This is a genomic window from Kangiella geojedonensis (assembly GCF_000981765.1).
Lineage (GTDB): Bacteria > Pseudomonadota > Gammaproteobacteria > Enterobacterales > Kangiellaceae > Kangiella > Kangiella geojedonensis.
Genome location: NZ_CP010975.1, coordinates 2,128,544 through 2,154,558 on the forward strand (window position 1 = coordinate 2,128,544; position 26,015 = coordinate 2,154,558).

The 26,015-nt window shown below is 44.5% G+C and carries 17 protein-coding genes and 5 tRNA genes; all 22 read right to left on the reverse strand.

What is annotated here, in order from left to right:
• Positions 1-144 precede the first annotated feature (144 nt).
• Positions 145-756, reverse strand: coding sequence for an outer membrane beta-barrel protein (locus TQ33_RS11690; RefSeq protein WP_052735276.1), 612 nt, complete (start codon positions 754-756; stop codon positions 145-147).
• On the reverse strand, positions 743-4,174 hold the full coding sequence (locus TQ33_RS12215; protein ID WP_052735277.1) for a thrombospondin type 3 repeat-containing protein: 3,432 nt from the start codon (positions 4,172-4,174) through the stop codon (positions 743-745). The genes TQ33_RS11690 and TQ33_RS12215 overlap by 14 nt, the downstream gene beginning before the upstream one ends.
• Before the next feature lie 794 nt (positions 4,175-4,968).
• Positions 4,969-6,159: an elongation factor Tu gene (gene tuf, locus TQ33_RS09785; protein WP_046561889.1), complete on the reverse strand. Its 1,191-nt coding sequence runs from the start codon at positions 6,157-6,159 to the stop codon at positions 4,969-4,971.
• A 40-nt stretch (positions 6,160-6,199) separates the two neighbouring features.
• Entirely contained in the window at positions 6,200-8,299 is a 2,100-nt protein-coding gene (fusA, locus tag TQ33_RS09790; protein WP_046561890.1) for an elongation factor G, read from the reverse strand.
• Positions 8,300-8,314: 15 nt separating this feature from the next.
• Positions 8,315-8,788, reverse strand: a complete 474-nt coding sequence (rpsG, locus tag TQ33_RS09795) for a 30S ribosomal protein S7 (RefSeq protein WP_046561891.1) — start codon at positions 8,786-8,788, stop codon at positions 8,315-8,317.
• A gap of 279 nt (positions 8,789-9,067) precedes the next feature.
• Positions 9,068-9,442, reverse strand: coding sequence for a 30S ribosomal protein S12 (rpsL, locus tag TQ33_RS09800; RefSeq protein ID WP_046561892.1), 375 nt, complete (start codon positions 9,440-9,442; stop codon positions 9,068-9,070).
• A gap of 155 nt (positions 9,443-9,597) precedes the next feature.
• On the reverse strand, positions 9,598-13,824 hold the full coding sequence (gene rpoC / locus TQ33_RS09805) for a DNA-directed RNA polymerase subunit beta' (RefSeq protein ID WP_046561893.1): 4,227 nt from the start codon (positions 13,822-13,824) through the stop codon (positions 9,598-9,600).
• A 100-nt stretch (positions 13,825-13,924) separates the two neighbouring features.
• Positions 13,925-17,992: a DNA-directed RNA polymerase subunit beta gene (gene rpoB, locus TQ33_RS09810; RefSeq protein ID WP_046561894.1), complete on the reverse strand. Its 4,068-nt coding sequence runs from the start codon at positions 17,990-17,992 to the stop codon at positions 13,925-13,927.
• 170 nt (positions 17,993-18,162) lie between these two features.
• Entirely contained in the window at positions 18,163-18,537 is a 375-nt protein-coding gene (gene rplL / locus TQ33_RS09815) for a 50S ribosomal protein L7/L12 (protein ID WP_046561895.1), read from the reverse strand.
• Positions 18,538-18,615: 78 nt separating this feature from the next.
• On the reverse strand, positions 18,616-19,146 hold the full coding sequence (gene rplJ / locus TQ33_RS09820; RefSeq protein ID WP_046562447.1) for a 50S ribosomal protein L10: 531 nt from the start codon (positions 19,144-19,146) through the stop codon (positions 18,616-18,618).
• A gap of 362 nt (positions 19,147-19,508) precedes the next feature.
• A complete protein-coding gene (gene rplA / locus TQ33_RS09825) occupies positions 19,509-20,204 on the reverse strand; it encodes a 50S ribosomal protein L1 (RefSeq protein WP_046561896.1) in 696 nt (231 codons plus the stop codon).
• Between the two features lie 4 nt (positions 20,205-20,208).
• Positions 20,209-20,637 (reverse strand): 50S ribosomal protein L11, encoded by a 429-nt coding sequence (rplK, locus tag TQ33_RS09830; protein ID WP_046561897.1) that lies wholly within the window; start codon positions 20,635-20,637, stop codon positions 20,209-20,211.
• A 128-nt stretch (positions 20,638-20,765) separates the two neighbouring features.
• Positions 20,766-21,299: a transcription termination/antitermination protein NusG gene (nusG, locus tag TQ33_RS09835; protein ID WP_046561898.1), complete on the reverse strand. Its 534-nt coding sequence runs from the start codon at positions 21,297-21,299 to the stop codon at positions 20,766-20,768.
• 10 nt (positions 21,300-21,309) lie between these two features.
• The gene (secE, locus tag TQ33_RS09840; RefSeq protein WP_046561899.1) at positions 21,310-21,681 is read right to left on the reverse strand and encodes a preprotein translocase subunit SecE; all 372 of its coding nucleotides are present in this window, start codon (positions 21,679-21,681) and stop codon (positions 21,310-21,312) included.
• A 79-nt stretch (positions 21,682-21,760) separates the two neighbouring features.
• Positions 21,761-21,836, reverse strand: a tRNA-Trp gene (locus TQ33_RS09845).
• Positions 21,837-22,082: 246 nt separating this feature from the next.
• Positions 22,083-23,273 carry an elongation factor Tu gene (tuf, locus tag TQ33_RS09850; protein WP_046561889.1) on the reverse strand — a complete coding sequence of 397 codons (1,191 nt, stop codon included), beginning with the start codon at positions 23,271-23,273 and terminating at the stop codon, positions 22,083-22,085.
• Positions 23,274-23,429: 156 nt separating this feature from the next.
• A tRNA-Thr gene (locus tag TQ33_RS09855) sits at positions 23,430-23,505 on the reverse strand.
• A gap of 4 nt (positions 23,506-23,509) precedes the next feature.
• Positions 23,510-23,583: transfer RNA gene (locus TQ33_RS09860), tRNA-Gly, on the reverse strand.
• Between the two features lie 170 nt (positions 23,584-23,753).
• Positions 23,754-23,837, reverse strand: a tRNA-Tyr gene (locus TQ33_RS09865).
• 158 nt (positions 23,838-23,995) lie between these two features.
• Positions 23,996-24,071, reverse strand: a tRNA-Thr gene (locus tag TQ33_RS09870).
• 144 nt (positions 24,072-24,215) lie between these two features.
• A complete protein-coding gene (locus tag TQ33_RS11695) occupies positions 24,216-25,043 on the reverse strand; it encodes a type III pantothenate kinase (RefSeq protein ID WP_052735278.1) in 828 nt (275 codons plus the stop codon).
• Positions 25,044-25,046: 3 nt separating this feature from the next.
• Positions 25,047-26,015, reverse strand: a complete 969-nt coding sequence (gene birA, locus TQ33_RS09880; protein ID WP_046561900.1) for a bifunctional biotin--[acetyl-CoA-carboxylase] ligase/biotin operon repressor BirA — start codon at positions 26,013-26,015, stop codon at positions 25,047-25,049.

The window sequence follows — 26,015 nt, forward strand, 5'->3', positions numbered from 1 at the left end:
AAATCTTTCGACAGTATCACATTGAAAAATCAACTAGGTCTCAAAACCACACCGTAAAAGTGCTTGAGTTTAACTCCAGGTGCTTTAGATAAAAAAAAGCCCCTCTTAATAAGAGGGGCTGATAATGAGAGCCTTTCAGGGGGGTTAAAAATACCCACCAAATTGTAAGCTGTAGAAGTGCGCATCACTGGCAAAGCTTTCTACTTCAGCCCGCATAAATAGATTCTCTCCAAGGTCCCACTTTAGGCCTAATCCAAAAGCAAACTGCAAAGATGTTTCTTCTTCATATGAAGGTAGGAACATATTGTTAGTTCCATCAGCAGCCGTGTTGGCAGTATTTCTTATCGCTGAAACACCTAGCTTGCCATAAATATCAATATCATTATCCTCCTGTGACCAAGGGAAGTAGTTCATAACTCCAGAGATTACTCTATAGTTGATTCCTTCATTAGGATATTGCTGGTTTAGTGCGGGATCTTCATTAGCAAGCCCAGCGGTTCCTAAATCATAATAAGAAATATCAAAACCCCAATGTGAATTGATATCTAGGCCTGCATACAGCTTAAAACCATTGTCAGAGCTATCACTGGCGCTCCACCCAGCTGACTCACCTTCAGGTTCGAGATCACTAACACCATAACCAACGCCCCAATACCATTTAGAAGCTGCATCGCCATAGGCTTTTAATGGGACAAACATAAATGTTAGTAACAGAAAGCCGCCAGTCAAGCCTTGCAATTTCTTACTTGAAATCATTGATATAACCTCTCTTTAACCTACGTGTAATTAACATTGTCATCAGCATAATTAACAAGATGACGGAGCTGCTACCCCCTGAAACGGAAGTCCTCAAAGTGTCATCGCAAGCATCCCCCATGCCATCTTGATCGGTATCGGCTTGGTTTACGTTAACGACTAGCGGACAGTTATCATCACTATCTTCAATGCCATCATCGTCGTCATCAGTATCACAAGCGTTGCCCACACCGTCTCCATCTGTATCTATCTGAGACGGGTTATTTACTAGAGGACAGTTGTCAGCACCATCATCTAAGCCATCATTGTCATCATCGGTATCACAAGCGTCACCGATACCATCGCCATCAGTATCGACTTGGCCTGGGTTACCTGTTAACGGGCAATTATCGAGGTCATCTTCCACGCCATCGTTGTCATCATCAGTATCACAGGCATCCCCTATACCATCGCCGTCAGAGTCCAACTGATCTGGGTTGGAGATAACAGGACAATTATCAGCAGTATCATCCACTGTATCGTTGTCATCGTCGTTATCACAAGCATCTCCAGCGCCATCTCCATCGCTATCTTCTTGGCCGGGGTTGCTAGTTGCTGGGCAGTTATCCGCGTCATTTTCAACGCCGTCATTATCGTCGTCGTTGTCGCAGACATCGCCCACGCCATCTCCGTCAACATCACTCTGATCCGAGTTGCTAGTTGCAGGACAGTTGTCAGCACCATCATCAATACCGTCACCGTCGCTGTCTGTATTGCTATCACAGGCATCACCGACACCATCACCGTCGGTATCAACTTGAGTAGGGTTGCTGACTAAGGGGCAGTTATCTACGCCATCTTCAACGCTGTCGTTATCGTCGTCGTTGTCACAGACATCACCATCACCATCGCCATCAGCATCCTCTTGCCCTGTATTACTAACGAATTGGCAATTATCTGGACCATCATCCACGCCATCGTTATCGTCATCCGAATCACAGGCATCACCTAAACCATCCCCATCAGTATCTTGCTGAGCAGGATTTGCGATGGCAGGACAGTTATCAACGCCATCGTCGATACCATCTCCATCAGAATCATTATCGGTATCACAAGCATCGCCTAAGCCATCACCATCAGCGTCTTCTTGGCTAGGGTTGCTGATGAGTGGGCAATTGTCGGCAGTATCATCGATACCGTCATCATCGTCATCGGTATCACAAGCATCACCCGAACCGTCGCCATCTGAGTCATGCTGGTCCGTATTGCTGACTAATGGGCAATTATCAACACCATCATCAATTGTGTCACCGTCATCATCATCATCGCAGGCGTCACCAGCACCATCCCCGTCTAGGTCGTCTTGATTCGGGTTTGGAACCGCTGGACAGTTATCAACACCATCATCAATGCCATCACCATCCGAGTCATTGTTGGTATCACAAGCATCTCCGATGCCATCACCATCGGTGTCTTCTTGTAACGGGTTGCTATTGATAGGGCAATTATCAGTACCATCATCGACACCATCACCATCAGTGTCGTTATCACACGAATCACCAATGCCATCACCATCTAAGTCCTCTTGGCCTGGGTTGCTAGTGACTGGACAGTTATCAACACCATCATCAACACCATCGCCATCGTCATCGGCATCACAGGCATCACCAATGCCATCGTTATCCAGATCTTCTTGCCCTGGATTGCTGTTGGTAGGACAATTATCAGCGCCATCATCGACACCATCACCATCATCATCGGTATCACAAGCATCGCCAATACCATCACCATCTAAATCTTCCTGACCAGGGTTAGCCACGGCAGGACAGTTATCGGCACCGTCATCAATACCATCACCATCAGTATCCGTATTGGCATCACAGGCATCACCAACGCCGTCACCATCCGCATCCTCTTGGCCAGGGTTATTCGTTAATGGGCAGTTATCAACACCATCATCAATACCATCATTATCATCATCAGGATCACAGGCATCACCTAAGCCATCGCCATCGGTGTCTATCTGATCCGTGTTCGGGTCCACAGGACAGTTATCAACGCCATCATCGACACCATCACCATCGTCATCGGTATCACAGGCATCGCCAACACCGTCACCGTCTAAATCTTCCTGACCTGGGTTAGCCACGGCAGGACAATTATCGGCACCGTCATCAATACCATCACCATCAGTATCCGTATTGGCATCACAGGCATCACCAACACCGTCACCATCCGCATCCTCTTGGCCAGGGTTATTTGTTAATGGACAGTTATCAACACCATCATCAATACCATCGTTATCATCATCAAGATCACAGGCATCGCCTTGACCATCACCATCGGTGTCAGTTTGATCCGAGTTACTGATTAATGGACAGTTATCTAAATCATCATCAACACCATCATTATCATCATCGTTGTCACAGGCATCACCTAAGCCATCGCCATCAGTATCGGTTTGTAGCGGGTTATTGGCGACTGGACAATTATCCACACCGTCTTCAATGCCATCATCATCATTATCCGAATCACATGCATCCCCGATTCCATCACCATCAACGTCTTCCTGACCAGGGTTAGGAACCGCAGGACAGTTATCCACACTATCATCAATGCCGTCACCATCCTGATCATCTAAAGCAGGTCCGACACAGGCTGAATATACTTGAATTTCATTTAACGCAGAGACTAAACTCCCTAAGTCAATTTGCACTTGGTTAAACTCTTGCGAGGTATCGAAGCTCACATAAGCTTTATTACCGCCAGCTAACAAACTAAGTGCCACTAAGCTATTACCACTAAAACTTTCTTGTGGGGTATCATTAAGTAGGGTTGTAATCGTGATTGAATCTAAAAGCGTTAGATCAATAAGAGTGCCAGGGTCTTCTACTACAAAGCCTGCAACATTATCGCCGATATAGGACTGACTAGTATCGGTTACCCGGATAAAACTTTCTGCTAATACGCCCGCCGTAACAGACATTTCTGCAAAGTTATCCAGATCAGCATCAATGACATTACCTTCATCATTAACACCACAAAGTAAACACACGCCTGTCACGCCACTTGCAACTTGTGCGTCAGGAGTCATAATCGGCTCAATTCGCTCACCAACATCACAAGTTGCAATATCTGGGTCACAAACATCGCCAATACCATCTCCGTCTGAATCTTCCTGACCAGGGTTAGCGATTAGCGTACAGTTATCGCTTGAATCCAAAATACCGTCATTGTCATCATCGGAATCACAAGCATCACCGTAACCATCACCATCAGAGTCTTCTTGGTTAGGGTTATAAATCGCGGGACAATTATCGACAGTATCATCATCTAATCCGTCACCATCATCATCCGCACCCATTAATGGCGTTGCAAATACGATTAAAGAGATCAGCATTATGAGCTGTTGATTTAACTTGTTTTGTAGACTCTTCATTCTTTCCTCCACCTGCTAACACTTTTTTTAGGTAGCAGCTTCATGTGTTTTTTTATGGCGTTCCTATATTAGTACCGTACTGATCTTAGCGATGCTGCTAACTTAGTCAGGAAGAATAAAGTCGTCGATGGAAGTTTTGAAATAAGGAACTTAAGAAAAAACACTTGAAACTAAAAGGTCTTTTGGCAAAGCCAGAGTAAACTATTAATGCTTCAAATAACGATCTGTGGGGATTCATTATCTAGCTCCTTGTAATTACCTATATCTTCAGAGAGTTAAGTTCTCTCCAATAACGCATCCAGAACAGACTTTAGGAATGGGTTGCTACATTGCTAATGTTTCCTAAAGCCCAACAATCTTTCAGTGTTATTTTAAAACTAGCATGCCTTTTCAGGCACAACAATAGCCCCATTATATTTTTTAATGCGAAAATGCATTAAATGCATATAAACAAAGGATTTCATTATATGCAAAAGCAATAAAAACAATTACGACATTAGTTTTTTTAATGCACTGGGGAAATTTACACTATCGGATTAAGCTATTGATTTATATGAAGAGATGTAAACAAGTATTTGATATGCAAGATAAAAATCTAGATTGGGTTGAAAACAGCTTTTAGGTACGGCGCTGACCCAGCGAAAGAGTTTTGTAACATTTTGTTACAAAAAAGAAAGGGCCACTAGAAAGTGGCCCTAACTAACTTATCAAGTTAAGTGATAAGTTTTTTGCAGGAAATTCGCACAGGCTATTTCCTGACAAGCTATTACAGCTTATGTCGTACTAAATCCAAATTACTCGTGGATTTTAGAAACAACACCCGCACCTACAGTACGGCCACCTTCACGAATCGCGAAGCGTAAACCTTCGTCCATCGCAATCGGTGCAATCAAAGTAACGTCCATCTTGATGTTATCGCCAGGCATAACCATCTCTACGCCTTCCGGTAACTCACAAGCACCCGTTACGTCTGTTGTACGGAAGTAGAACTGTGGACGGTAGCCTTTGAAGAATGGCGTGTGACGACCACCTTCATCTTTCGACAATACGTACACTTCTGCTTCGAAACGTGTGTGTGGATTAATCGTACCTGTGTGAGCCAATACTTGACCACGCTCTACTTCATCACGCTTTGTACCACGTAATAAAACACCTACGTTGTCGCCAGCTTCACCTTGGTCAAGCAACTTACGGAACATCTCTACGCCCGTAACTGTTGTCTTCGTCGTATCTTTGATACCAACGATTTCAATCTCTTCACCAACTTTTACAACACCACTCTCTACACGGCCTGTTACTACTGTACCACGACCTGAAATTGAGAAGACGTCTTCAATCGGTAACAAGAATGGCTTGTCTACCGCACGCTCTGGCTCTGGGATGTAAGTATCTAATGCTTCGCCTAGTGCTACGATTGCATCTTGACCTAAAGGACCTTCTTCGCCTTCCAAAGCTTTCAACGCTGAACCACGGATGATTGGCGTGTCGTCACCTGGGAATTCGTATTGATCTAGAAGTTCACGCACTTCCATCTCTACCAACTCTAGTAACTCTTCGTCGTCTACCATGTCGCATTTGTTCAAGAATACAACAATCTTCGGTACACCTACCTGACGTGATAACAAGATGTGCTCACGTGTTTGTGGCATTGGGCCGTCTGCTGCTGAACATACTAAGATAGCACCGTCCATCTGTGCAGCACCAGTAATCATGTTTTTCACATAATCAGCGTGGCCTGGGCAGTCTACGTGTGCGTAGTGACGTGAAGGTGTTTCATATTCAACGTGTGACGTCGCAATAGTAATACCACGCTCACGCTCTTCTGGAGCATTGTCAATGTCTGCGAATGCTTGTGCAGCACCACCGTATACTTTTGCCAATACTGTACAAATCGCCGCCGTCAAAGTAGTTTTACCATGGTCTACGTGACCAATCGTGCCTACGTTTACGTGCGGCTTATTACGTTCAAATTTCTCTTTAGCCATTTTTCAATTCCTCTAATTCTCTGGAACTATAAATTTAAAATTAAGAATTCTTACTAATCACTTCTTCAGCAATGTTCGTTGGAGCTTCTGCATAGTGTGCAAACTCCATCGTAAAGCTTGCGCGACCTTGTGACAAACTACGTACGTCTGTCGCGTAACCAAACATTTCAGAAAGTGGAACTTCAGCGTCAATCACCTTACCAGTTGAGTTTTCACCCATACCTTTAACAAGTCCACGACGACGGTTAAGGTCACCCATAACGTCACCCATGTACTCTTCAGGAGTTACAACTTCAACTTTCATCATTGGCTCAAGCAATGCTGGATTCGCTGTAGAAGCTGCATTTTTAACCGCTAAACTACCAGCGATTTTAAATGCCATTTCATTCGAGTCAACATCGTGGTAAGAACCATCATAAAGCGTTGCTTTAACGTCTAGTACTGGGTAACCAGCAATAATACCGTTTTCAAGCTGCTCTTCGATACCTTTTTGTACAGCACCGATATATTCTTTCGGTACCACACCACCAACGATTTCGTTAACAAACTCAAAGCCTGAACCTGCTTCTTGTGGCTCAAGTTTTACCCAAACGTGACCATACTGACCGCGACCACCTGATTGACGTACGAACTTACCTTCGACTTCAACCGTGTTACGGATAGATTCACGATAAGCTACCTGAGGAGCACCAATGTTCGCTTCAACTTTGAACTCACGCTTCATACGGTCAACAAGAATGTCCAAGTGTAGCTCACCCATACCAGAAATAATGGTTTGGCCTGACTCTTCATCCGTTTGTACACGGAACGATGGATCTTCTTGTGCCAGTTTACCTAAAGCAATACCCATTTTCTCTTGGTCAGCTTTAGTTTTTGGCTCTACAGCAACCGCGATTACTGGCTCAGGGAATTCCATACGCTCTAGAATGATTTTGCTGTCTAGGGCACATAGAGTATCACCAGTTGTTACGTCTTTAAGACCAACACCAGCGGCGATGTCACCTGCGCGAACTTCTTTAATCTCTTCACGGCTGTTTGAGTGCATCTGTACGATACGACCGATACGCTCTTTCTTGTCTTTTACTGAGTTGTATACGTGATCACCAGAGTTGATAACACCTGAGTAAACACGGAAGAACGTCAGTGTACCCACGAATGGGTCAGTCGCGATTTTAAATGCCAATGCAGCGAAAGGAGCATTGTCATCAGCTTCACGAGTTTCGATTTCTTCACCATCAAGGTCAACAGTACCTTGAATCGCTTTAACTTCTACAGGAGAAGGCATGTACTCGATAGTTGCATCAAGAACGGCTTGTACGCCTTTGTTCTTAAATGCTGAACCACCAAACACAGGGATGATTTCGTTAGCTAACGTACGCTTACGAATACCCGCTTTGATTTCTTCTTCTGAAAGCTCGCCACCTTCAAGATATTTTTCCATCATCTCTTCAGAAGCTTCAGCAGCTGCTTCTACCATGTACTCACGCATTTCAGCACATTTGTCAGCGATGTCTGCAGGAATGTCTTCATAAGTGAAGGTTAAGCCGTTATCTTCTTCGTTCCAGATAATTGCTTTGTTCTTTACTAAGTCAACAACACCTTTGAACTCGTCTTCAGCACCAATTGTCATTTGCATTGGAACAGCAGTCGCGCCTAAACGCTCACGAAGTTGCGAAACAACCATCTCAAAATCAGCACCAGCACGGTCCATCTTATTAACGAAAACCATACGAGGAACTTCGTACTTATTCGCTTGACGCCATACTGTTTCAGTTTGAGGCTGTACACCAGACGATCCACAAAGAACCACTACCGCACCGTCAAGTACACGTAGTGAACGCTCTACTTCAATCGTGAAGTCAACGTGTCCAGGGGTGTCGATGATGTTAATACGGTGCTCGTCGAATTGAGCATCCATACCACGCCAGAATGTTGTAGTCGCAGCCGAAGTAATGGTAATACCACGCTCCTGCTCCTGCTCCATCCAATCCATTGTCGCGGCGCCATCATGTACTTCACCAATCTTATGTGAAAGACCAGTGTAGAAAAGAATACGCTCAGTTGTTGTCGTTTTACCGGCATCAACGTGCGCACAGATACCAATGTTGCGGTATCGTTTAATTGGGGTTTTACGTGCCACAATAAACTCCTTGGATTACCAACGGAAATGCGAGAAAGCTTTGTTAGCTTCAGCCATACGGTGAACGTCTTCACGTTTCTTAACAGCTGAACCACGACTTTCGATAGCATCAAGAATTTCACCAGCTAGACGCTCACGCATAGATTTTTCACTACGCTTACGAGCAGCGTCAGTCAACCAGCGCATGGCTAGTGCAGTCTGACGAGCAGGACGAACTTCTACTGGTACTTGGTATGTTGAACCACCAACACGGCGAGACTTAACTTCCACCATTGGGCGGATGTGTTCTAAGCCTTTCTCAAACATTTCTAATGGTTCTTCACCTGATTTCTTTTCAGAAATGATGTCAAGCGCGCCATAAACGATTTTTTCTGCAACTGACTTTTTACCGTCAAGCATTAATACGTTGATGAACTTCGCCAACAATTCACTTCCGAATTTAGGATCAGGAAGGATCTCGCGTTTTGCGATTATACGTCTTCTTGGCATGTTAAATTTTCCTCATGCATGTGTAACTTCAGGACAATCCAGAATAAGCTGTTACGACACTTATCTGGCCTTACTCACATAGTGAAATAGCCGATCGGACGATCAGCTACTAGACTATTCTTTAAATTGTAGAGCCTTAATATTTAAATTGCATTAAGACCTCGGCCCGACTAGATTAAAAATTTCTAGTGCAAGGCAATTGAGTTTTTGTGCTGTGAAATTGGCGAGTAGCCAATGAATTGCAGTAACAAAAACTCAATTAACGCCGCAGCAGGAATTTTATCCCTTAGGACGTTTAGCGCCGTATTTTGAACGACCTTGCTTACGATCTTTAACGCCAGCTAAGTCTAAAGTACCGCGAACACAGTGGTAACGTACACCTGGCAAATCCTTTACACGACCGCCACGGATTAGTACAACACTGTGCTCTTGAAGGTTGTGACCTTCACCACCGATGTATGAAGAAACTTCATAACCGTTAGTTAGACGTACACGAGCAACTTTACGCAAAGCCGAGTTTGGCTTTTTAGGCGTTGTAGTATAAACACGAGTACATACACCACGTTTCTGCGGACAAGCTTCCAATGCAGGAACGTTTGTCTTTTTAACCTGCTTAACGCGAGGTTTTCTTACAAGCTGATTAATAGTAGCCATTAATTCATTCTCTATATCTGGTTCACGCTTTATACAGCGCGCCTTTAGAAGGACGTCCTCTACAGGACATGGTACCTAGGGCGCGCTATTCTAAAGAGGTCCTAATGGGTTGTCAAGCCTGCCCAATGATCAAAAACTGAACAGGCACAAGCACTTTAAGCCTCGCTATCTTCCATTGAGCTCAACTCATCAGAAAGAGCTTGCTCAACATCATCTGCTGAAGGACCTACAACATCTTCAATTTGTAGTTCTGCAGCACGTTTGCGACGACGCTCTTCGTGGTATGTCAAACCAGTACCTGCTGGAATTAGACGTCCCACAATCACGTTTTCTTTCAAGCCATTCAAGTCATCCATCTTACCGCTAACAGCCGCTTCGGTAAGGACACGAGTCGTTTCCTGGAATGACGCCGCCGAGATAAACGATTCAGTTGCTAATGAAGCTTTAGTAATACCCATCAATACTCTTTCGAACTTGATTGGTTCTTTACCTTCTTCAATCAACTTATCGTTTGCTTCAAGCACTCTAATGACTTCCATTTGATCACCTCTTAGGAAGCGAGAGTCACCTGGCTCAGTTACGATACACTTACGTAACATCTGACGAATAACAACTTCAATGTGCTTATCGTTAATTCCAACACCTTGGAGACGATAAACTTCTTGAACTTCATTCACGATGTAACGCGCAAGTTCTGTGATTCCTTTAAGACGAAGAATGTCGTGTGGATTATCTGCACCGTCAGACACAACCTCACCCTTCTCAACTTTCTCACCTTCAAAGATGTTCAGCTGACGCCATTTAGGAATCAATTCTTCATAGGTATCACCGTTGTCATGAGGAGTTATCACTAGACGACGCTTACCTTTAGTTTCTTTACCAAAGCTTACAGTACCCGAAATTTCAGCAAGAATTGCTGGCTCTTTAGGTTTACGAGCTTCGAACAGGTCGGCTACTCGAGGTAGACCACCCGTAATATCTTTTGTCTTCGAGCTTTCTTGAGGAATACGAGCAATCGCATCACCAATACTTACGTCAGAACCATCTTCCAAACTTACGATAGCGTTGGCTGGCAAGAAGTAAACTGCTGGCATATCCGTACCCGGAATACACAACTCTTTACCTTTTGCGTCTAACAACTTAATCGCTGGTTTAACGTCAGAAGATTTACTACCTGAACGTTGCTTGTTCTCAGTAATAACAATTGAGCTTAAACCGGTTAATTCATCCGTTTGACGCTCGATGTTGACACCTTCAACCATGTCAACAAATTGAATCTTACCGTCTAGCTCGGTAATAATTGGGTGCGTGTGCGGATCCCAGTTAGCAACGATGTCGCCACCTTTCGCTTCTTCACCTTCTTTCTTCGCTAATACAGCACCGTAAGGAAGCTTATAACGCTCACGCTCACGACCAAACTCATCAACAACATTTAACTCTGATGAACGCGATACGATAACTTGTTTACCATCTTTACGGTCAACCGTTTTCGCATTTTTCAGACGAAGTGTACCGTCGTTTTTGATCTGTACATTGTTATCTGCAGATGCACGAGATGCCGCACCACCAATGTGGAACGTACGCATTGTAAGCTGTGTACCCGGCTCACCAATAGACTGAGCAGCGATAACACCAACAGACTCACCATGGTTGATAATATGACCACGAGCCAAATCACGACCATAACACGCAGCACAAACACCGTTACGGGTTTCACAAGTAATAACCGAGCGAACTTTTACTTCATCAACAGAGTTCTGCTCAAGGATATCTACCCACTTCTCGTCAAGTAGTGTACCTGCTTCAGCAAGAATGTCGTCGCTACCAGGAACATAAACATGCTCAGCAACAACACGACCAAGAACTCGCTCACGTAAAGGTTCTACAACGTCACCACCTTCAATCAGCGGCGTCATGTATAGACCATTTTCAGTGCCACAGTCTTCGGTAGTAATAACCATATCTTGTGCAACATCCACCAAACGACGAGTTAAGTAACCCGAGTTTGCTGTTTTCAATGCGGTATCGGCCAAACCTTTACGCGCACCGTGCGTCGAAATAAAGTACTGCGATACGTCCAGACCTTCACGGAAGTTCGCTGTAATCGGCATTTCAATAATCGAGCCATCCGGTTTCGCCATCAAACCACGCATACCCGCTAGCTGACGAATCTGTGCAGCACTACCACGAGCGCCTGAGTCCGCCATCATAAAGATCGAGTTAAACGATGGTTGGGATACGACTTCACCGTCGCTGTTCTCAATATCGTCTGTACCAATATGATCCATCATCGCTTTCGCAACTTTTTCATTGGTATGCGACCAGATATCAACAACCTTGTTATAACGCTCGCCCTGAGTAACTAAACCAGAGTTAAACTGGTCTTGAATCTCAGCAACTTCTGCTTCTGCTGATTCAATGATGCCTGCTTTAACGTCTGGAATCGCCATGTCTTCGATACCTACCGAAGTACCTGAACGAGTCGCATACGAGAAGCCGGTATACATTAATTGGTCAGCAAAAATAACAGTCGCTTTAAGGCCACGCTCACGGTAACACGTGTTGACCATGCGCGAGATTGCTTTTTTCGTCATTGCTTGGTTCACTAGGTCGAAGCTAATACCTTCAGGAACGATGCCCCAAAGAAGTGAGCGACCCACTGTTGTTTCCACCAAGTCTAATGACTCTGTACGGTTACCTTCTTCATCGAAATGAACCATTGGTAGACGTACTTTAACTCTTGCGTGCAAATCGACAGCGCCGTTTGCATAAGCACGCTGTACTTCGTCAGCATCAACGAAGACCATGCCTTCACCTTTCGCATTAACACGGTCACGTGTTAAGTAGTACAAACCAAGTACCACGTCCTGAGTAGGAACGATAATTGGCTCACCGTTTGCAGGCGAAAGAATGTTGTTTGTTGACATCATTAACGCACGAGACTCTAACTGAGCTTCGATAGTTAAAGGAACGTGGACCGCCATTTGGTCACCATCAAAGTCAGCGTTGTAGGCTGTACAAACTAATGGGTGAAGCTGAATCGCTTTACCTTCAATCAGTACAGGCTCAAACGCCTGGATACCCAAACGGTGAAGTGTTGGTGCACGGTTTAATAGTACCGGATGCTCACGAATCACTTCTTCTAGGATATCCCAAACAATAGGTTCTTCACGCTCAACCATTTTCTTAGCGGCTTTAATCGTTGTCGCTAGACCACGAAGTTCAAGCTTGCTGTAGATGAATGGCTTAAATAGCTCCAATGCCATCTTCTTCGGAAGACCACACTGGTGTAATTTTAATGTTGGACCAACAACGATCACCGAACGACCCGAGTAGTCAACACGCTTACCAAGAAGGTTCTGACGGAAACGACCTTGCTTACCTTTGATCATGTCTGCCAAAGATTTCAATGGACGCTTGTTAGAGCCTGTGATGGCACGACCACGACGACCGTTATCAAGTAGCGCATCAACAGACTCCTGCAACATACGCTTTTCGTTACGAACGATGATGTCAGGAGCGTTAAGATCTAATAAACGCTTTAAACGGTTGTTACGGTTAATTACACGACGGTATAAATCGTTCAAATCCGATGTTGCGAAACGACCACCATCTAGCGGTACTAACGGACGCAAATCTGGTGGAAGAACTGGCAATACCTTCATGATCATCCATTGAGGATCGTTACCCGACTCAAGGAAAGCTTCTAGTAGTTTTAGACGTTTGCTTAATTTCTTAAGTTTTGTCTCAGAATTCGTTGATGGAATTTCTTCTTCACGAATACGGTGCGCTTCTTCTTTTAGATCGATATGGTCAAGAAGTTCACTTACCGCTTCCGCACCCATCTTCGCTTCAAAGTCATCACCAAACTCTTCCAACGCGTCAAGATAGCCTTCTTCGCTTAATAGCTGGCCAGTCTCAAGAGTTGTCATGCCTGGGTCAGTAACCACGAATGCTTCAAAATACAACACACGCTCAATATCGCGTAGTGTCATATCCATCAACATACCAATACGGCTTGGCAGTGATTTTAAGAACCAGATGTGCGCCACTGGACATGCTAGGTCAATGTGACCCATACGCTCACGACGTACTTTAGTCAAAGTAACTTCTACACCACACTTTTCACAGATAATACCGCGGTGCTTCAAACGCTTATATTTACCACATAAACATTCGTAGTCTTTTACTGGACCAAAAATTTTGGCACAGAATAAACCGTCACGCTCTGGTTTAAAGGTACGATAGTTAATGGTCTCAGGCTTTTTAACTTCGCCGTAAGACCACGAGCGGATTTGATCCGGTGATGCTAATCCAATTCGGATTGCATCAAACTCTTCGGACTGACTCTGCTGCTTAACTAAATTTAATAAGTCTTTCACAATCGTTCTCCTGCTGGAGTTAAAACCTTATCCTAAAGGCCTCGGAGTGTTGCTTAAGCGTCACTCCGAGGCGATGGAGTTCTTTATATAGGCCTATGCCTTACTCGTCATGCTCAAGTTCAATGTTGATCGCTAGAGATTTGATCTCTTTAGTCAATACATTGAACGATTCTGGCATGCCTGGCTCCATCTGGTGATTACCATCAACGATGTTTTTGTACATGCGCGTACGACCGTTAACGTCATCCGATTTAACCGTAAGCATTTCTTGAAGCGTGTAAGCTGCGCCATAAGCTTCAAGTGCCCAAACTTCCATCTCACCGAAACGCTGACCACCGAACTGAGCTTTACCGCCCAGAGGCTGTTGCGTTACAAGACTGTACGAGCCAGTAGAACGGGCGTGCATCTTGTCGTCAACTAAGTGGTTCAGTTTCAGCATGTACATGTAACCCACCGTCACAGGACGTTCGAACTTATCACCGGTACGACCGTCGTATAACCAGGTTTGGCCCGATTTCGGTAACTCAGCTAAATCAAACATTGCATGAATGTCTGTTTCTGCTGCGCCATCGAATACTGGCGTTGCCATTGGCACACCGTTACGTAAGTTACCAGCCATGTTCATCACTTCATCATCAGTCATTTCTGATAAATCAACAGTTTTGTCATCGCGGTGGTTATAAACTTTATTCAAGAACGTTTTAACTGTTTTCGGTGCTTTACCAGTGTCTAATAGCTCACCGATTTTTTCACCAACGCCTTTTGCCGCCCAACCAAGGTGCGTTTCAAGAACCTGACCAATGTTCATACGTGATGGTACACCCAGAGGGTTCAACACGATGTCTACTGGTACACCTTGATCATCATATGGCATGTCTTCCACAGGAACGATGTTTGAAATAACACCCTTGTTACCGTGACGACCGGCCATCTTATCTCCTGGTTGAATACGACGTTTAACCGCTAGGTAAACCTTAACAATTTTTTGTACACCAGGTTGTAAATCATCACCTTGAGTGATTTTTATTTTCTGGATATCAAATTTCTTGTCGTACTCTTTGCGTTGTTCAGCTAAGTAGTTCGCTAGATTCTCAAGCGCCTGTTGTTTTTCTTCAACACGCAACTGAATGTCTAAGTATTGCTTTGGCTCTAATTCGTCTAAGTAATCAACAGTTACTTTACTGCCTTTTTTCAACTTGTTAGGGCCTTTCTCAGCAACACAACCTGTAATTAAGTTGCGAGCACGCTGATAGATGCTTTCCGCCAAAATACGAAACTCATCATTAATGTCTTTCTTAGCACGCGCCACTTCACTGTTTTCAATTTCTTTAGCACGAGCATCTTTCTCAACACCATCACGAGTAAAGACTTGTACGTCAATTACCGTTCCGTGCGTCGAAGTGCCAACGCGTAAAGATGTATCTTTAACATCAGAAGCCTTCTCACCGAAGATTGCTCTCAGAAGCTTTTCTTCCGGAGTCAATTGAGTTTCACCTTTAGGCGTTACCTTACCGACTAAGATGTCACCCGGCTTCACTTCTGCGCCGATATAAACAATACCTGACTCGTCAAGTTTGCTTAGTGCACTTTCGCCCACGTTAGGAATATCTGAAGTAATTTCTTCAGGGCCTAACTTAGTGTCACGAGAAATACAGGTTAGCTCCTGAATGTGGATACTAGTGAAGCGATCTTCTTGTACCACGTTTTCAGAAATAAGGATCGAATCCTCAAAGTTGTAACCATTCCAAGGCATGAATGCGACACGCATGTTTTGACCTAACGCCAACTCACCTAAGTCAGTTGAAGGGCCGTCAGCCAATACATCGCCACGCTCAATGATGTCGCCTTGTTTAACGATAGGTCGTTGGTTAATACAAGTGTTCTGGTTCGAACGCGTGTATTTTGTGAAGTTGTAAATATCTACGCCAGAATCGTTATCACCCACTTCATCTTCATGAACACGGATAACCACACGGCTTGCATCAACTTGGTCTACAACACCACCACGCTTAGCAGCTACAACTACACCTGAGTCCACGGCAACAGCACGCTCCATACCGGTACCAACTAACGGCTTTTCAGCACGTAATGTTGGAACAGCCTGACGTTGCATGTTGGAGCCCATCAATGCACGGTTCGCATCATCGTGCTCAAGGAATGGAATCATACTTGCCGCAACCGATACGATCTGCTGTGGCGAGACATCCATATACTCAACTTGATCAGGTGTCGCTAACATGAACTCGCCCATGTTACGTGAAGGCACTAATTCATCACTGAAAGTACCGTCTTTATTCAAGTTTGCGTTTGCCTGTGCAATGATGAACTTGCCTTCATCGATTGCTGATAGGTAATCAACATCTGCCGTTGGCTTACCATCTTTAACTCGACGGTAAGGTGTCTCTAAGAAACCATATTCGTTAGTACGTGCATAACACGCTAACGAGTTGATCAAACCAATGTTTGGACCTTCTGGGGTCTCAATCGGACATACACGACCATAGTGAGTTGGGTGTACGTCTCGAACCTCAAAGCCTGCACGCTCACGCGTCAAACCACCAGGGCCTAATGCAGAAACACGACGCTTGTGCGTAATTTCTGACAACGGGTTATTCTGGTCCATGAACTGTGATAACTGACTTGAGCCAAAGAACTCTTTAACCGCTGCTGATACAGGCTTAGCGTTGATCAAATCTTGTGGCATTAAGTTTTCGCTTTCAGCTTGTGAAAGACGTTCTTTTACCGCACGCTCAACACGTACCAAACCAACACGGAATTGATTCTCAGCCATTTCACCTACGCAACGAATCCGACGGTTACCTAAGTGGTCAATATCATCAACTGTGCCATTACCATTACGAATATCGATCAATGTTTTCATGACATCAATGATATCTTGGTTAGATAGCGTACCTTCACCTTCAATCTCGTCACGACCAACACGACGGTTGAACTTCATACGTCCAACGCGAGATAAGTCATAACGTTCTTGATTGAAGAATAGGTTTTCAAACAAACCTTCTGCCGCTTCTTGCGTTGGTGGTTCACCAGGACGCATCATGCGGTAGATTTCAACTTTAGCTTCAAGCGCACTCTTACTTGGGTCAATACGTAATGTATCTGACATGTAAGGGCCATGGTCCAAGTCATTCGTATAAAGTGTAGGAACATCCGTAACTTTTGCTTCAATTAATGACTCTAATAATTCCTCAGTAATTTCTGCGTTAGCTTCAGCAATTACTTCACCAGAATCTTTATCAATAATATCAGTAGCAAGGGCACGGCCTAAGATGTACTCAGTCGGAACATCTAGTTTTTTCGTACCAGCTTTCTCTAACTGTTGAATGTGACGAGGCGTAATACGACGGCCTTCTTCCACCACAACTTTGCTCTTCGCTTTAATATCAAAGGTTGCAGTTTCACCACGTAAACGAGACGGCACTAGCTCAAGCTGGATGCCACCATCTTTAGTGATGTAGAAGTTGTTACGCTCGAAGAACATATCCAGCATGTCTTGCGTAGAATACTCAAGTGCTCGCAAGATAATTGATGCTGGTAATTTACGGCGACGGTCGATTCGCACGTATAGCATATCTTTTGGATCGAACTCGAAATCCAACCATGAACCACGGTAAGGAATCACACGAGCTTGATACAATAGTTTACCGGAGCTATGCGTTTTACCACGATCAGAGTCGAAGAAAACACCTGGGCTACGGTGTAACTGAGAAACGATAACACGCTCAGTACCGTTGATAACAAAAGTACCGTTTCCTGTCATCAAAGGTAACTCACCCATGAACACTTCTTGTTCACGGATATCTTTAACTTTTTTCGTCTTAGAATCTTTATCATAGATAACTAAGCGAATTTTTACGCGCAATGGCGCAGAGTAAGTAATGCCACGGATCTGACATTCCTTAACGTTGAATACTGGCTCTCCCATTGAGTAACTTACGTACTCAAGAGCTGCATTACCTGAATAGCTTTCGATAGGGAAGATTGATTTGAACGCAGAGTCCAAACCAGAATCATTATCGCCTTTTGGCTCAAGGAATTCACGGTATGAATCCAATTGAATTGCCAACAGATAAGGCACATCGAGAATCTTTGAACGTCGACCAAAATCCTTACGGATTCGTTTTTTCTCAGTGTAAGAATATGCCATTTGGGTTCCTCGGCTCGCTAACTTTAACTCGTTTTAGTTTTGTCTCTTTTGAGACAAAAAAGTGGCTTACGCCACGTACCGTTTTTTAACGGCAAAAAGGCCGGTGACATTGTCACCAGCCATTTTGGATCTTTTGCTGTCGTTAATTGACACCAAGCAATAACTGCTTATTACTTGATTTCAACTTCAGCGCCAGCTTCTTCCAATTGCTTCTTAACGTCTTCAGCTTCGTCTTTCTCAACGCCTTCTTTAACAGCAACAGGAGCGCCTTCAACCATGTCTTTAGCTTCTTTCAAGCCAAGACCAGTGATGCCGCGGATAGCTTTAATTACAGCTACTTTGTTACCGCCGAAGCTTTTCATTACTACGTCAAATTCAGTCTGCTCAGCTGCAGCTGCTTCGCCGCCTGCTGCAGGACCAGCTACTGCAACTGCTGCAGCTGCTGATACGCCGAATTTTTCTTCCATTGCTTCAACAAGTTCAACAACGTCCATTACGCTCATTTCAGCAATAGCGTTTAAGATATCATCTTTAGATAGAGCCATTTTCAGTCTCCTGGGTATTTAATTCAAAAATAAATAAAAAATTTAAACTACGATCTAACAGTATTCGTAGTGAAAATATTAAGCTGCTTCTTGCTTCTGATCGCGAACAGCTGCCACCGCACGAGTAACTTTGCTTGGTACTTCGTTGAAAGTACGAGCAAGTTTCGTAATAGGTGCAATCATCACGCTCATCAGCGACGCAAGTGCTTCGTCTCTTGTTGGTAGTGCAGCGATAGCGTCTAGACGCTCAGGACCGTGCATTTCACCAGCAATTGACAAACCAGTTACTTCTAGTAAGTCATTCTCTTTTGCGAAGTCTTTGAAAAGACGTGCAGCCGCACCAGGTGCGTCGATAGAGAATGCATAAACTAGAGGACCAGTTAATGCATCTTGCATACAAGCGAACTCTGTATCTTCAACAGCGCGACGAGCTAACGTGTTACGAACAACACGTACATAAACGTTGCTTTCACGTGCTTTCACGCGAAGCGCAGTCATCTGCTCTACTGTTAAACCGCGGTACTCAGCAATAACGGCTGAAAGGGCTGTTTTTGCTACTTCGTTTACCTCAGTAACAATAGCCTTTTTGCCTTCTAGTCCAAGTGCCACTAGTTCACCTCCGATTGTTTCAAACCTTGCCGAAGCTTGGCTTGAGTTACAGTTTTGATAAGGCAAGCCTTATCCTTTGAGTCACGGTGAACGATTCCACTATAAAAGTTTCATCAGGTCTCACCGTCTGCGTAGGCTTACTGTCTTTACATCCATAAAGTCAGCTGGATTAAACCAACTCATCGTTGTCCTTACACCTTCTGCCTAAGCAGAAGCATAAGCTGACGATTCGCCAGTACCTACGGTCTTTGACGGTTCCCTGAATTGCTTTTAAAACCCAGGAAACCCAAAGCCTTGTTATTGAAGTAAACACTTGCTCACTCCAAGTATGTTTAAGCCAGTCCCTGCTTAAACAGAATCGATTAGTCTTTTAGTGATATAGAAGACTTATCTAAAGTCAAACCAGGACCCATGGTTGAAGAAAGAGAGATCTTCTTCAAGTAAGTACCTTTTGACGAAGCTGGTTTAGCTTTTTTCAGAGCTAAAAGAAGCGATGTTAAGTTTTCTTCTAATTGCTCTGCACCAAAGCTAATTTTACCAATCGCAGCGTGAACGATGCCGTTCTTGTCTGCACGGTATTGCACCTGACCAGCTTTAGCATTTTTAACTGCCGTTGCAACGTCTGGAGTTACCGTACCCACTTTAGGGTTTGGCATAAGACCTTTAGGGCCTAAGATTTGACCTAGCTGACCAACCACACGCATTGCGTCTGGGCTAGCGATTACTACGTCAAAGTCCATGTTGCTTTTTTTAACTTCTTCAGCAAGTTCTTCCATACCAACAACGTCAGCGCCAGCTTCTTTAGCAGCGTCAGCGTTTGTTGTGAATACTGCAACGCGAACGTCTTTACCAGTACCGTTAGGAAGAACTGTAGCGCCACGAACCACTTGGTCAGATTTACGAGGATCAATACCAAGGTTTACTGCTACTTCTAAGCTCTCATCAAACTTCACGCTAGAAACGTCTTTTAACAAAGTAATCGCTTCTGATGCAGGAAGTAATGTACGCTCACCAACTTTCTCGTTAATAGCGCGAATACGTTTACTTAACTTAGCCATCGTCTTAAATCTCCGCGTCAACGCCCATAGAGCGCGCTGTACCAGCAATTGTACGAACCGCAGCGTCCATATCAGCCGCTGTCAAATCAGGTTCTTTAGTCTTGGCAATTTCTTCTAATTGCTCACGAGTGATTTTGCCCACTTTCTTAGTGTTCGGCGTACCACTACCAGACTTAACACCAATCGCTTTAAGGATTAATACTGCTGCTGGAGGAGTTTTAGTAACGAACGTGAAACTACGATCGTTATAAACTGTGATAACAACTGGAATTGGAAGGCCTTTTTCAACCTTGTCTGTTTCAGCGTTAAATGCTTTACAGAATTCCATGATGTTCACACCATGCTGACCTAGAGCAGGACCAACTGGTGGACTTGGGTTTGCCATTCCGGCACCAACTTGTAGCTTGATATAAGCTTCGACTTTCTTAGCCATGTTTCACCTCAATATGGGTACAAACGCTATCGCTAGCTCCCCGTTTTGCAAAGACAAAAAAGCGCTCCCCAGACTTGGCTACCTTGAAGTAGACCAAACAGAGATCGCTTTATGTTTAAATTTACCGTCTAGCCTTTTTCGACTTGACTGAATTCCAATTCTACAGGAGTTGAGCGTCCAAAGATAGACACAGACACCTGCAAACGGCTTTTCTCGTAGTTCACCGACTCTACGACACCGTTAAAGTCAGCAAATGGACCGTCTGTAACGCGAACCATTTCACCAGCTTCAAATAATACTTTTGGTTTTGGCTTATCACCACCGTCTTCAAGACGGTTTAAGATAGCATCAGCTTCTTTCTTGGAGATAGGCGCCGGACGATCAGATGTTCCACCAATAAAGCCCATAACGCGTGGCGTATTGCGAACCACCTGCCAAGTTTCTTCATTCATGTCCATTTCGACAAGAACATAACCCGGGAAGAACTTGCGCTCACTTTTACGCTTTTGTCCCGCTCGCATTTCAACGACTTCTTCTGTCGGAACTAGCACTTCACCAAAGCTTTCTTGCAGACCAGCTAGCTCAATGCGCTCCTGAAGCAAGTTTTTGACTTTGTTTTCATAGCCTGAAAAGGCCTGAACTACGTACCAGCGTAATGCCATGAGACGTCTCCTAACCTAAGATTGGCTGTATTATAAAGCTATTAATCAACCAGTCCAACAACCACAAGAAAGCACCAAGAATGATAATCATGATAATCACCACGATAGTCATACGGGTTGTCTCATTGGTTTTTGGCCAAATAACTTTGCGCAATTCAGTACGAGCGCCTTTCACAAACTGCCATAGCGCTTTACCTTTAGCAGTCATCATAGCTACTGCGATAGCAATTACTACCGAAGCAATAACAATACCAGCGCGAACCAAGATAGACTCTTCAACTAGGATGTTAAATGCATAAATGCCACCAAATAAAATGGCGAATGCAGCGATCCATTTCAAAGAATCAAGTTTTGATGGTTCTGTATTTGCTTGTGCACTCATGGAATAAACCTTTATCAACAGCCACTTAACTTACTTCCGACGTCTTCTATACCTTGAAAATGCCTTACTAGGAAAGAAGTGGCAGGCCAGGAGGGACTCGAACCCCCAACTTTCGGTTTTGGAGACCGACGCTCTACCAATTGAACTACTGGCCTTTAAACTGATTGTCTAAAATAAGGCCGTGAATTATACAATGTCTCATTCGAATTGCAATTATTTCTTGGCAATTTATGCAAAGAAAGTCTTTTGCAGAGAAACTGTATAAAAAACGGTATGTTAGCTCATAAACTTCATGTCAAAATGTTTATGTTCTACGGCCTAAAATTAAATTCTAGGGCTTTCATAAAAAAGGGCCGCAAATGCGACCCCTTTTGATAGCTTTTCAGCTGCTGTCTTTAAGATTACTCGTGGATCTTAGAAACAACACCCGCACCTACAGTACGGCCGCCTTCACGAATCGCGAAGCGTAAACCTTCGTCCATCGCAATCGGTGCAATCAAAGTAACGTCCATCTTGATGTTATCGCCAGGCATAACCATCTCTACGCCTTCCGGTAACTCACAAGCACCCGTTACGTCTGTTGTACGGAAGTAGAACTGTGGACGGTAGCCTTTGAAGAATGGCGTGTGACGACCACCTTCATCTTTCGACAATACGTACACTTCTGCTTCGAAACGTGTGTGTGGATTAATCGTACCTGTGTGAGCCAATACTTGACCACGCTCTACTTCATCACGCTTTGTACCACGTAATAAAACACCTACGTTGTCGCCAGCTTCACCTTGGTCAAGCAACTTACGGAACATCTCTACGCCCGTAACTGTTGTCTTCGTCGTATCTTTGATACCAACGATTTCAATCTCTTCACCAACTTTTACAACACCACTCTCTACACGGCCTGTTACTACTGTACCACGACCTGAAATTGAGAAGACGTCTTCAATCGGTAACAAGAATGGCTTGTCTACCGCACGCTCTGGCTCTGGGATGTAAGTATCTAATGCTTCGCCTAGTGCTACGATTGCATCTTGACCTAAAGGACCTTCTTCGCCTTCCAAAGCTTTCAACGCTGAACCACGGATGATTGGCGTGTCGTCACCTGGGAATTCGTATTGATCTAGAAGTTCACGCACTTCCATCTCTACCAACTCTAGTAACTCTTCGTCGTCTACCATGTCGCATTTGTTCAAGAATACAACAATCTTCGGTACACCTACCTGACGTGATAACAAGATGTGCTCACGTGTTTGTGGCATTGGGCCGTCTGCTGCTGAACATACTAAGATAGCACCGTCCATCTGTGCAGCACCAGTAATCATGTTTTTCACATAATCAGCGTGGCCTGGGCAGTCTACGTGTGCGTAGTGACGTGAAGGTGTTTCATATTCAACGTGTGACGTCGCAATAGTAATACCACGCTCACGCTCTTCTGGAGCATTGTCAATGTCTGCGAATGCTTGTGCAGCACCACCGTATACTTTTGCCAATACTGTACAAATCGCCGCCGTCAAAGTAGTTTTACCATGGTCTACGTGACCAATCGTGCCTACGTTTACGTGCGGCTTATTACGTTCAAATTTCTCTTTAGCCATTTTAAGCCTCCCGGAATTTCCGCGTTTTAAGTTCCAATATTAAAACGGGTGTCACCGGGTTGTACGTCAAAGATACAGCGTACTAGCACCCTCGCACCCTAAATTTTGCCATATTTGCGAAGCCCAAGGACTCAAGCTCGCAAGAACGACAAAGCCTGGTGCCGATAAGCAGATTTGAACTGCTGACCTCTCCCTTACCAAGGGAGTGCTCTACCTACTGAGCTATATCGGCAATTTGGAGCGGGTAGCGGGAATCGAACCCGCATCATCAGCTTGGAAGGCTGAGGTTCTACCGTTGAACTATACCCGCGCTCAACTGATTACCGTGTCTCTATAATGCTACCGAGTAAACTACAGTAAGTTTACGCACGCACCAAGAACGATATTAGCCTGATTAACGTACATTGCAAACCAAGCTTTCATCCAGCCACTCTTCTTCATTTTTCAATGACTTAGAGTTTGAGGCAGGATGAAGAAATTTGGTGGAGGGGGGAGGATTCGAACCTCCGAAGCTTTCGCGTCAGATTTACAGTCTGATCCCTTTGGCCGCTCGGGAACCCCTCCAAGATTTGAACATCATCGTTGCTCAAAGCGAGCGCGCATGATGCCAATTTGCTGGAGAAAATGCAAGCATTTATCTTAGCAAAGAACCTTAATCAAGAACTCTGATAATCACTATGGCTTGCATTTAAAAAGGGCTGCTATTGCAACCCTTTAAATAATGGTGCCGACTGCCGGAATCGAACTGGCGACCTACTGATTACAAGTCAGTTGCTCTACCTACTGAGCTAAGTCGGCGTTACTTATTGACGTTTTCTTACTAGCCTTTTGGCTATGTCGTTAAGTGGGCGGAATTTTAGCGATCTGATTTAGCTTTGGCAATGCTTTTTTTAACTTTTTTTAGTGATCTCGGTATTTTTTTCCGATATAGAGCCAAATTGTTTAATTATTCAACGAAAACCAATAACTTAATCCCTTAAGAACTAAATGAGGCTGATAACTTATTGAGTATTCAAGCTGCCTTTCTTTCATAGCCTCTTGCAAACAAGTTACGATGAAATCGCCATCGCCACCCGTAACAAACAGTTTTACCGCTTTCGTCTCTGCTTGATCCGCAATATCTTTCATCAGCTGACCGCAGTAGCCTTTGATCATGGTTTCAGCGCCTAGAGCCACAGCTGCTGAGGTGTTGACGCCAAAGCTCTCTCCTTTTAATTCACCATCATGGCTTGCGCTCCAGGCAATACCACCAGTCCCTCCTAAGAGGCTCTGTTGCAACATACGACCTCCAGCAACAATATGGCCACCTTGGTGCTGTCCAGCAACACTTACCCAGTCAGTCGTAATTGCAGTACCCGCATCTATCACCACAAACTCAGTGTCGCAGAGCTCAAATGCCCCCACCATAGCCAGCCAGCGATCAACGCCTAACGCCATGGGGCTGTCGTAACTATTACTGAGTCGGCGGAGCTTTTCGGAGACATAAGTGTCGGTAGATTCTGCAAAAAGTGGCGTTAAGCCAAGTACCTGCTGGCACATTGCTTCCAACCACTCCTTCCTTTCTTTGCCAGCAACACTGCTGACGAAAACCTTGCTCAGCTTCTTTGATTGAAACCTTTGAAGCTGCCTCTCCCAGAAGTCTTGGTTAAAGGATTGGTTATCCCACGAACCTAACTCGTTTTCTTCGGAGCTTTGGACCACAACAACTGGAAGCGCATCAGACAGTAGGTACTTACATCGGCTGTTCCCTAAATCTAACAGTAGATACACCTTCTAATCTCCTTCTCTGAAGCGCAAACTAACTTCACCGGCATAGACCGGCTTTATCCCTTTACCCGTTTGCAATAAAAAAGCACCATTGGTGTCAACGCCAGCGCCGACGCCATTTATGACGTCATCACCTTGCAAAATCGACACCTTCTTATTAAAGCACTCATCAACTTGCCTCCAGTCTGCTTGAAAAGACTCAAAGCCTTCCGAAGAAAACTGCTCTAAGTGCGACTGAAGTTGTTTGATGACGTTAATCAAAACCGCTTGACGGCTAATATCAGGCTTTAACTCTTGCAGATTTATCCAGTCTTGGTCGATAGAGTCAGCCGCCACACTTGCCATGTGGACATTCAGGCCAACGCCAATAATGACATTCAAGCCTCCAACCATATCGCCAGAAAGCTCGACTAATATGCCACCTAGCTTACGGCCCTGATAGCGGATATCGTTTGGCCACTTGACCTCAACATCCTTGACACCCAGTTGCTTCAAGGCGTTGACGATGGCTAAACCAACCACCAAACTCAATCCACCTAACTGTTGAACGGGTAACTGAGTTTTCCACCCTAGCGACAAATATAAGTTACTCGCTATCGGCGACACCCACTGTCGCCCACGACGGCCACGGCCAGCGGATTGGTATTCAGCGACCACTAACTTGTTGTGTGCAAAACCTTCACTTTTCAGGGCTTCGTTGGTCGAGTCGGTGATTAACCGCACTTCCAATTCATTCAGCGACAATGATTGCTTTAAACGTTCTTCATCGAGTAACTCAACGGGGAACTGTAAGCAATACCCTCGCCCTGTCACAGACTCGATCCCTAACCCCAGCTCTTGCAGCTGCTGAATTAGCTTCCACACATAAGCCCTACTAACGTCTAAGGTATCGGCAATGGCTTGGCCAGAGTAGAATCCACCTTTGGACAAGACTCGGATAATTTCAATCAGCTGTTGTTCTTTTTGAGATGCCAT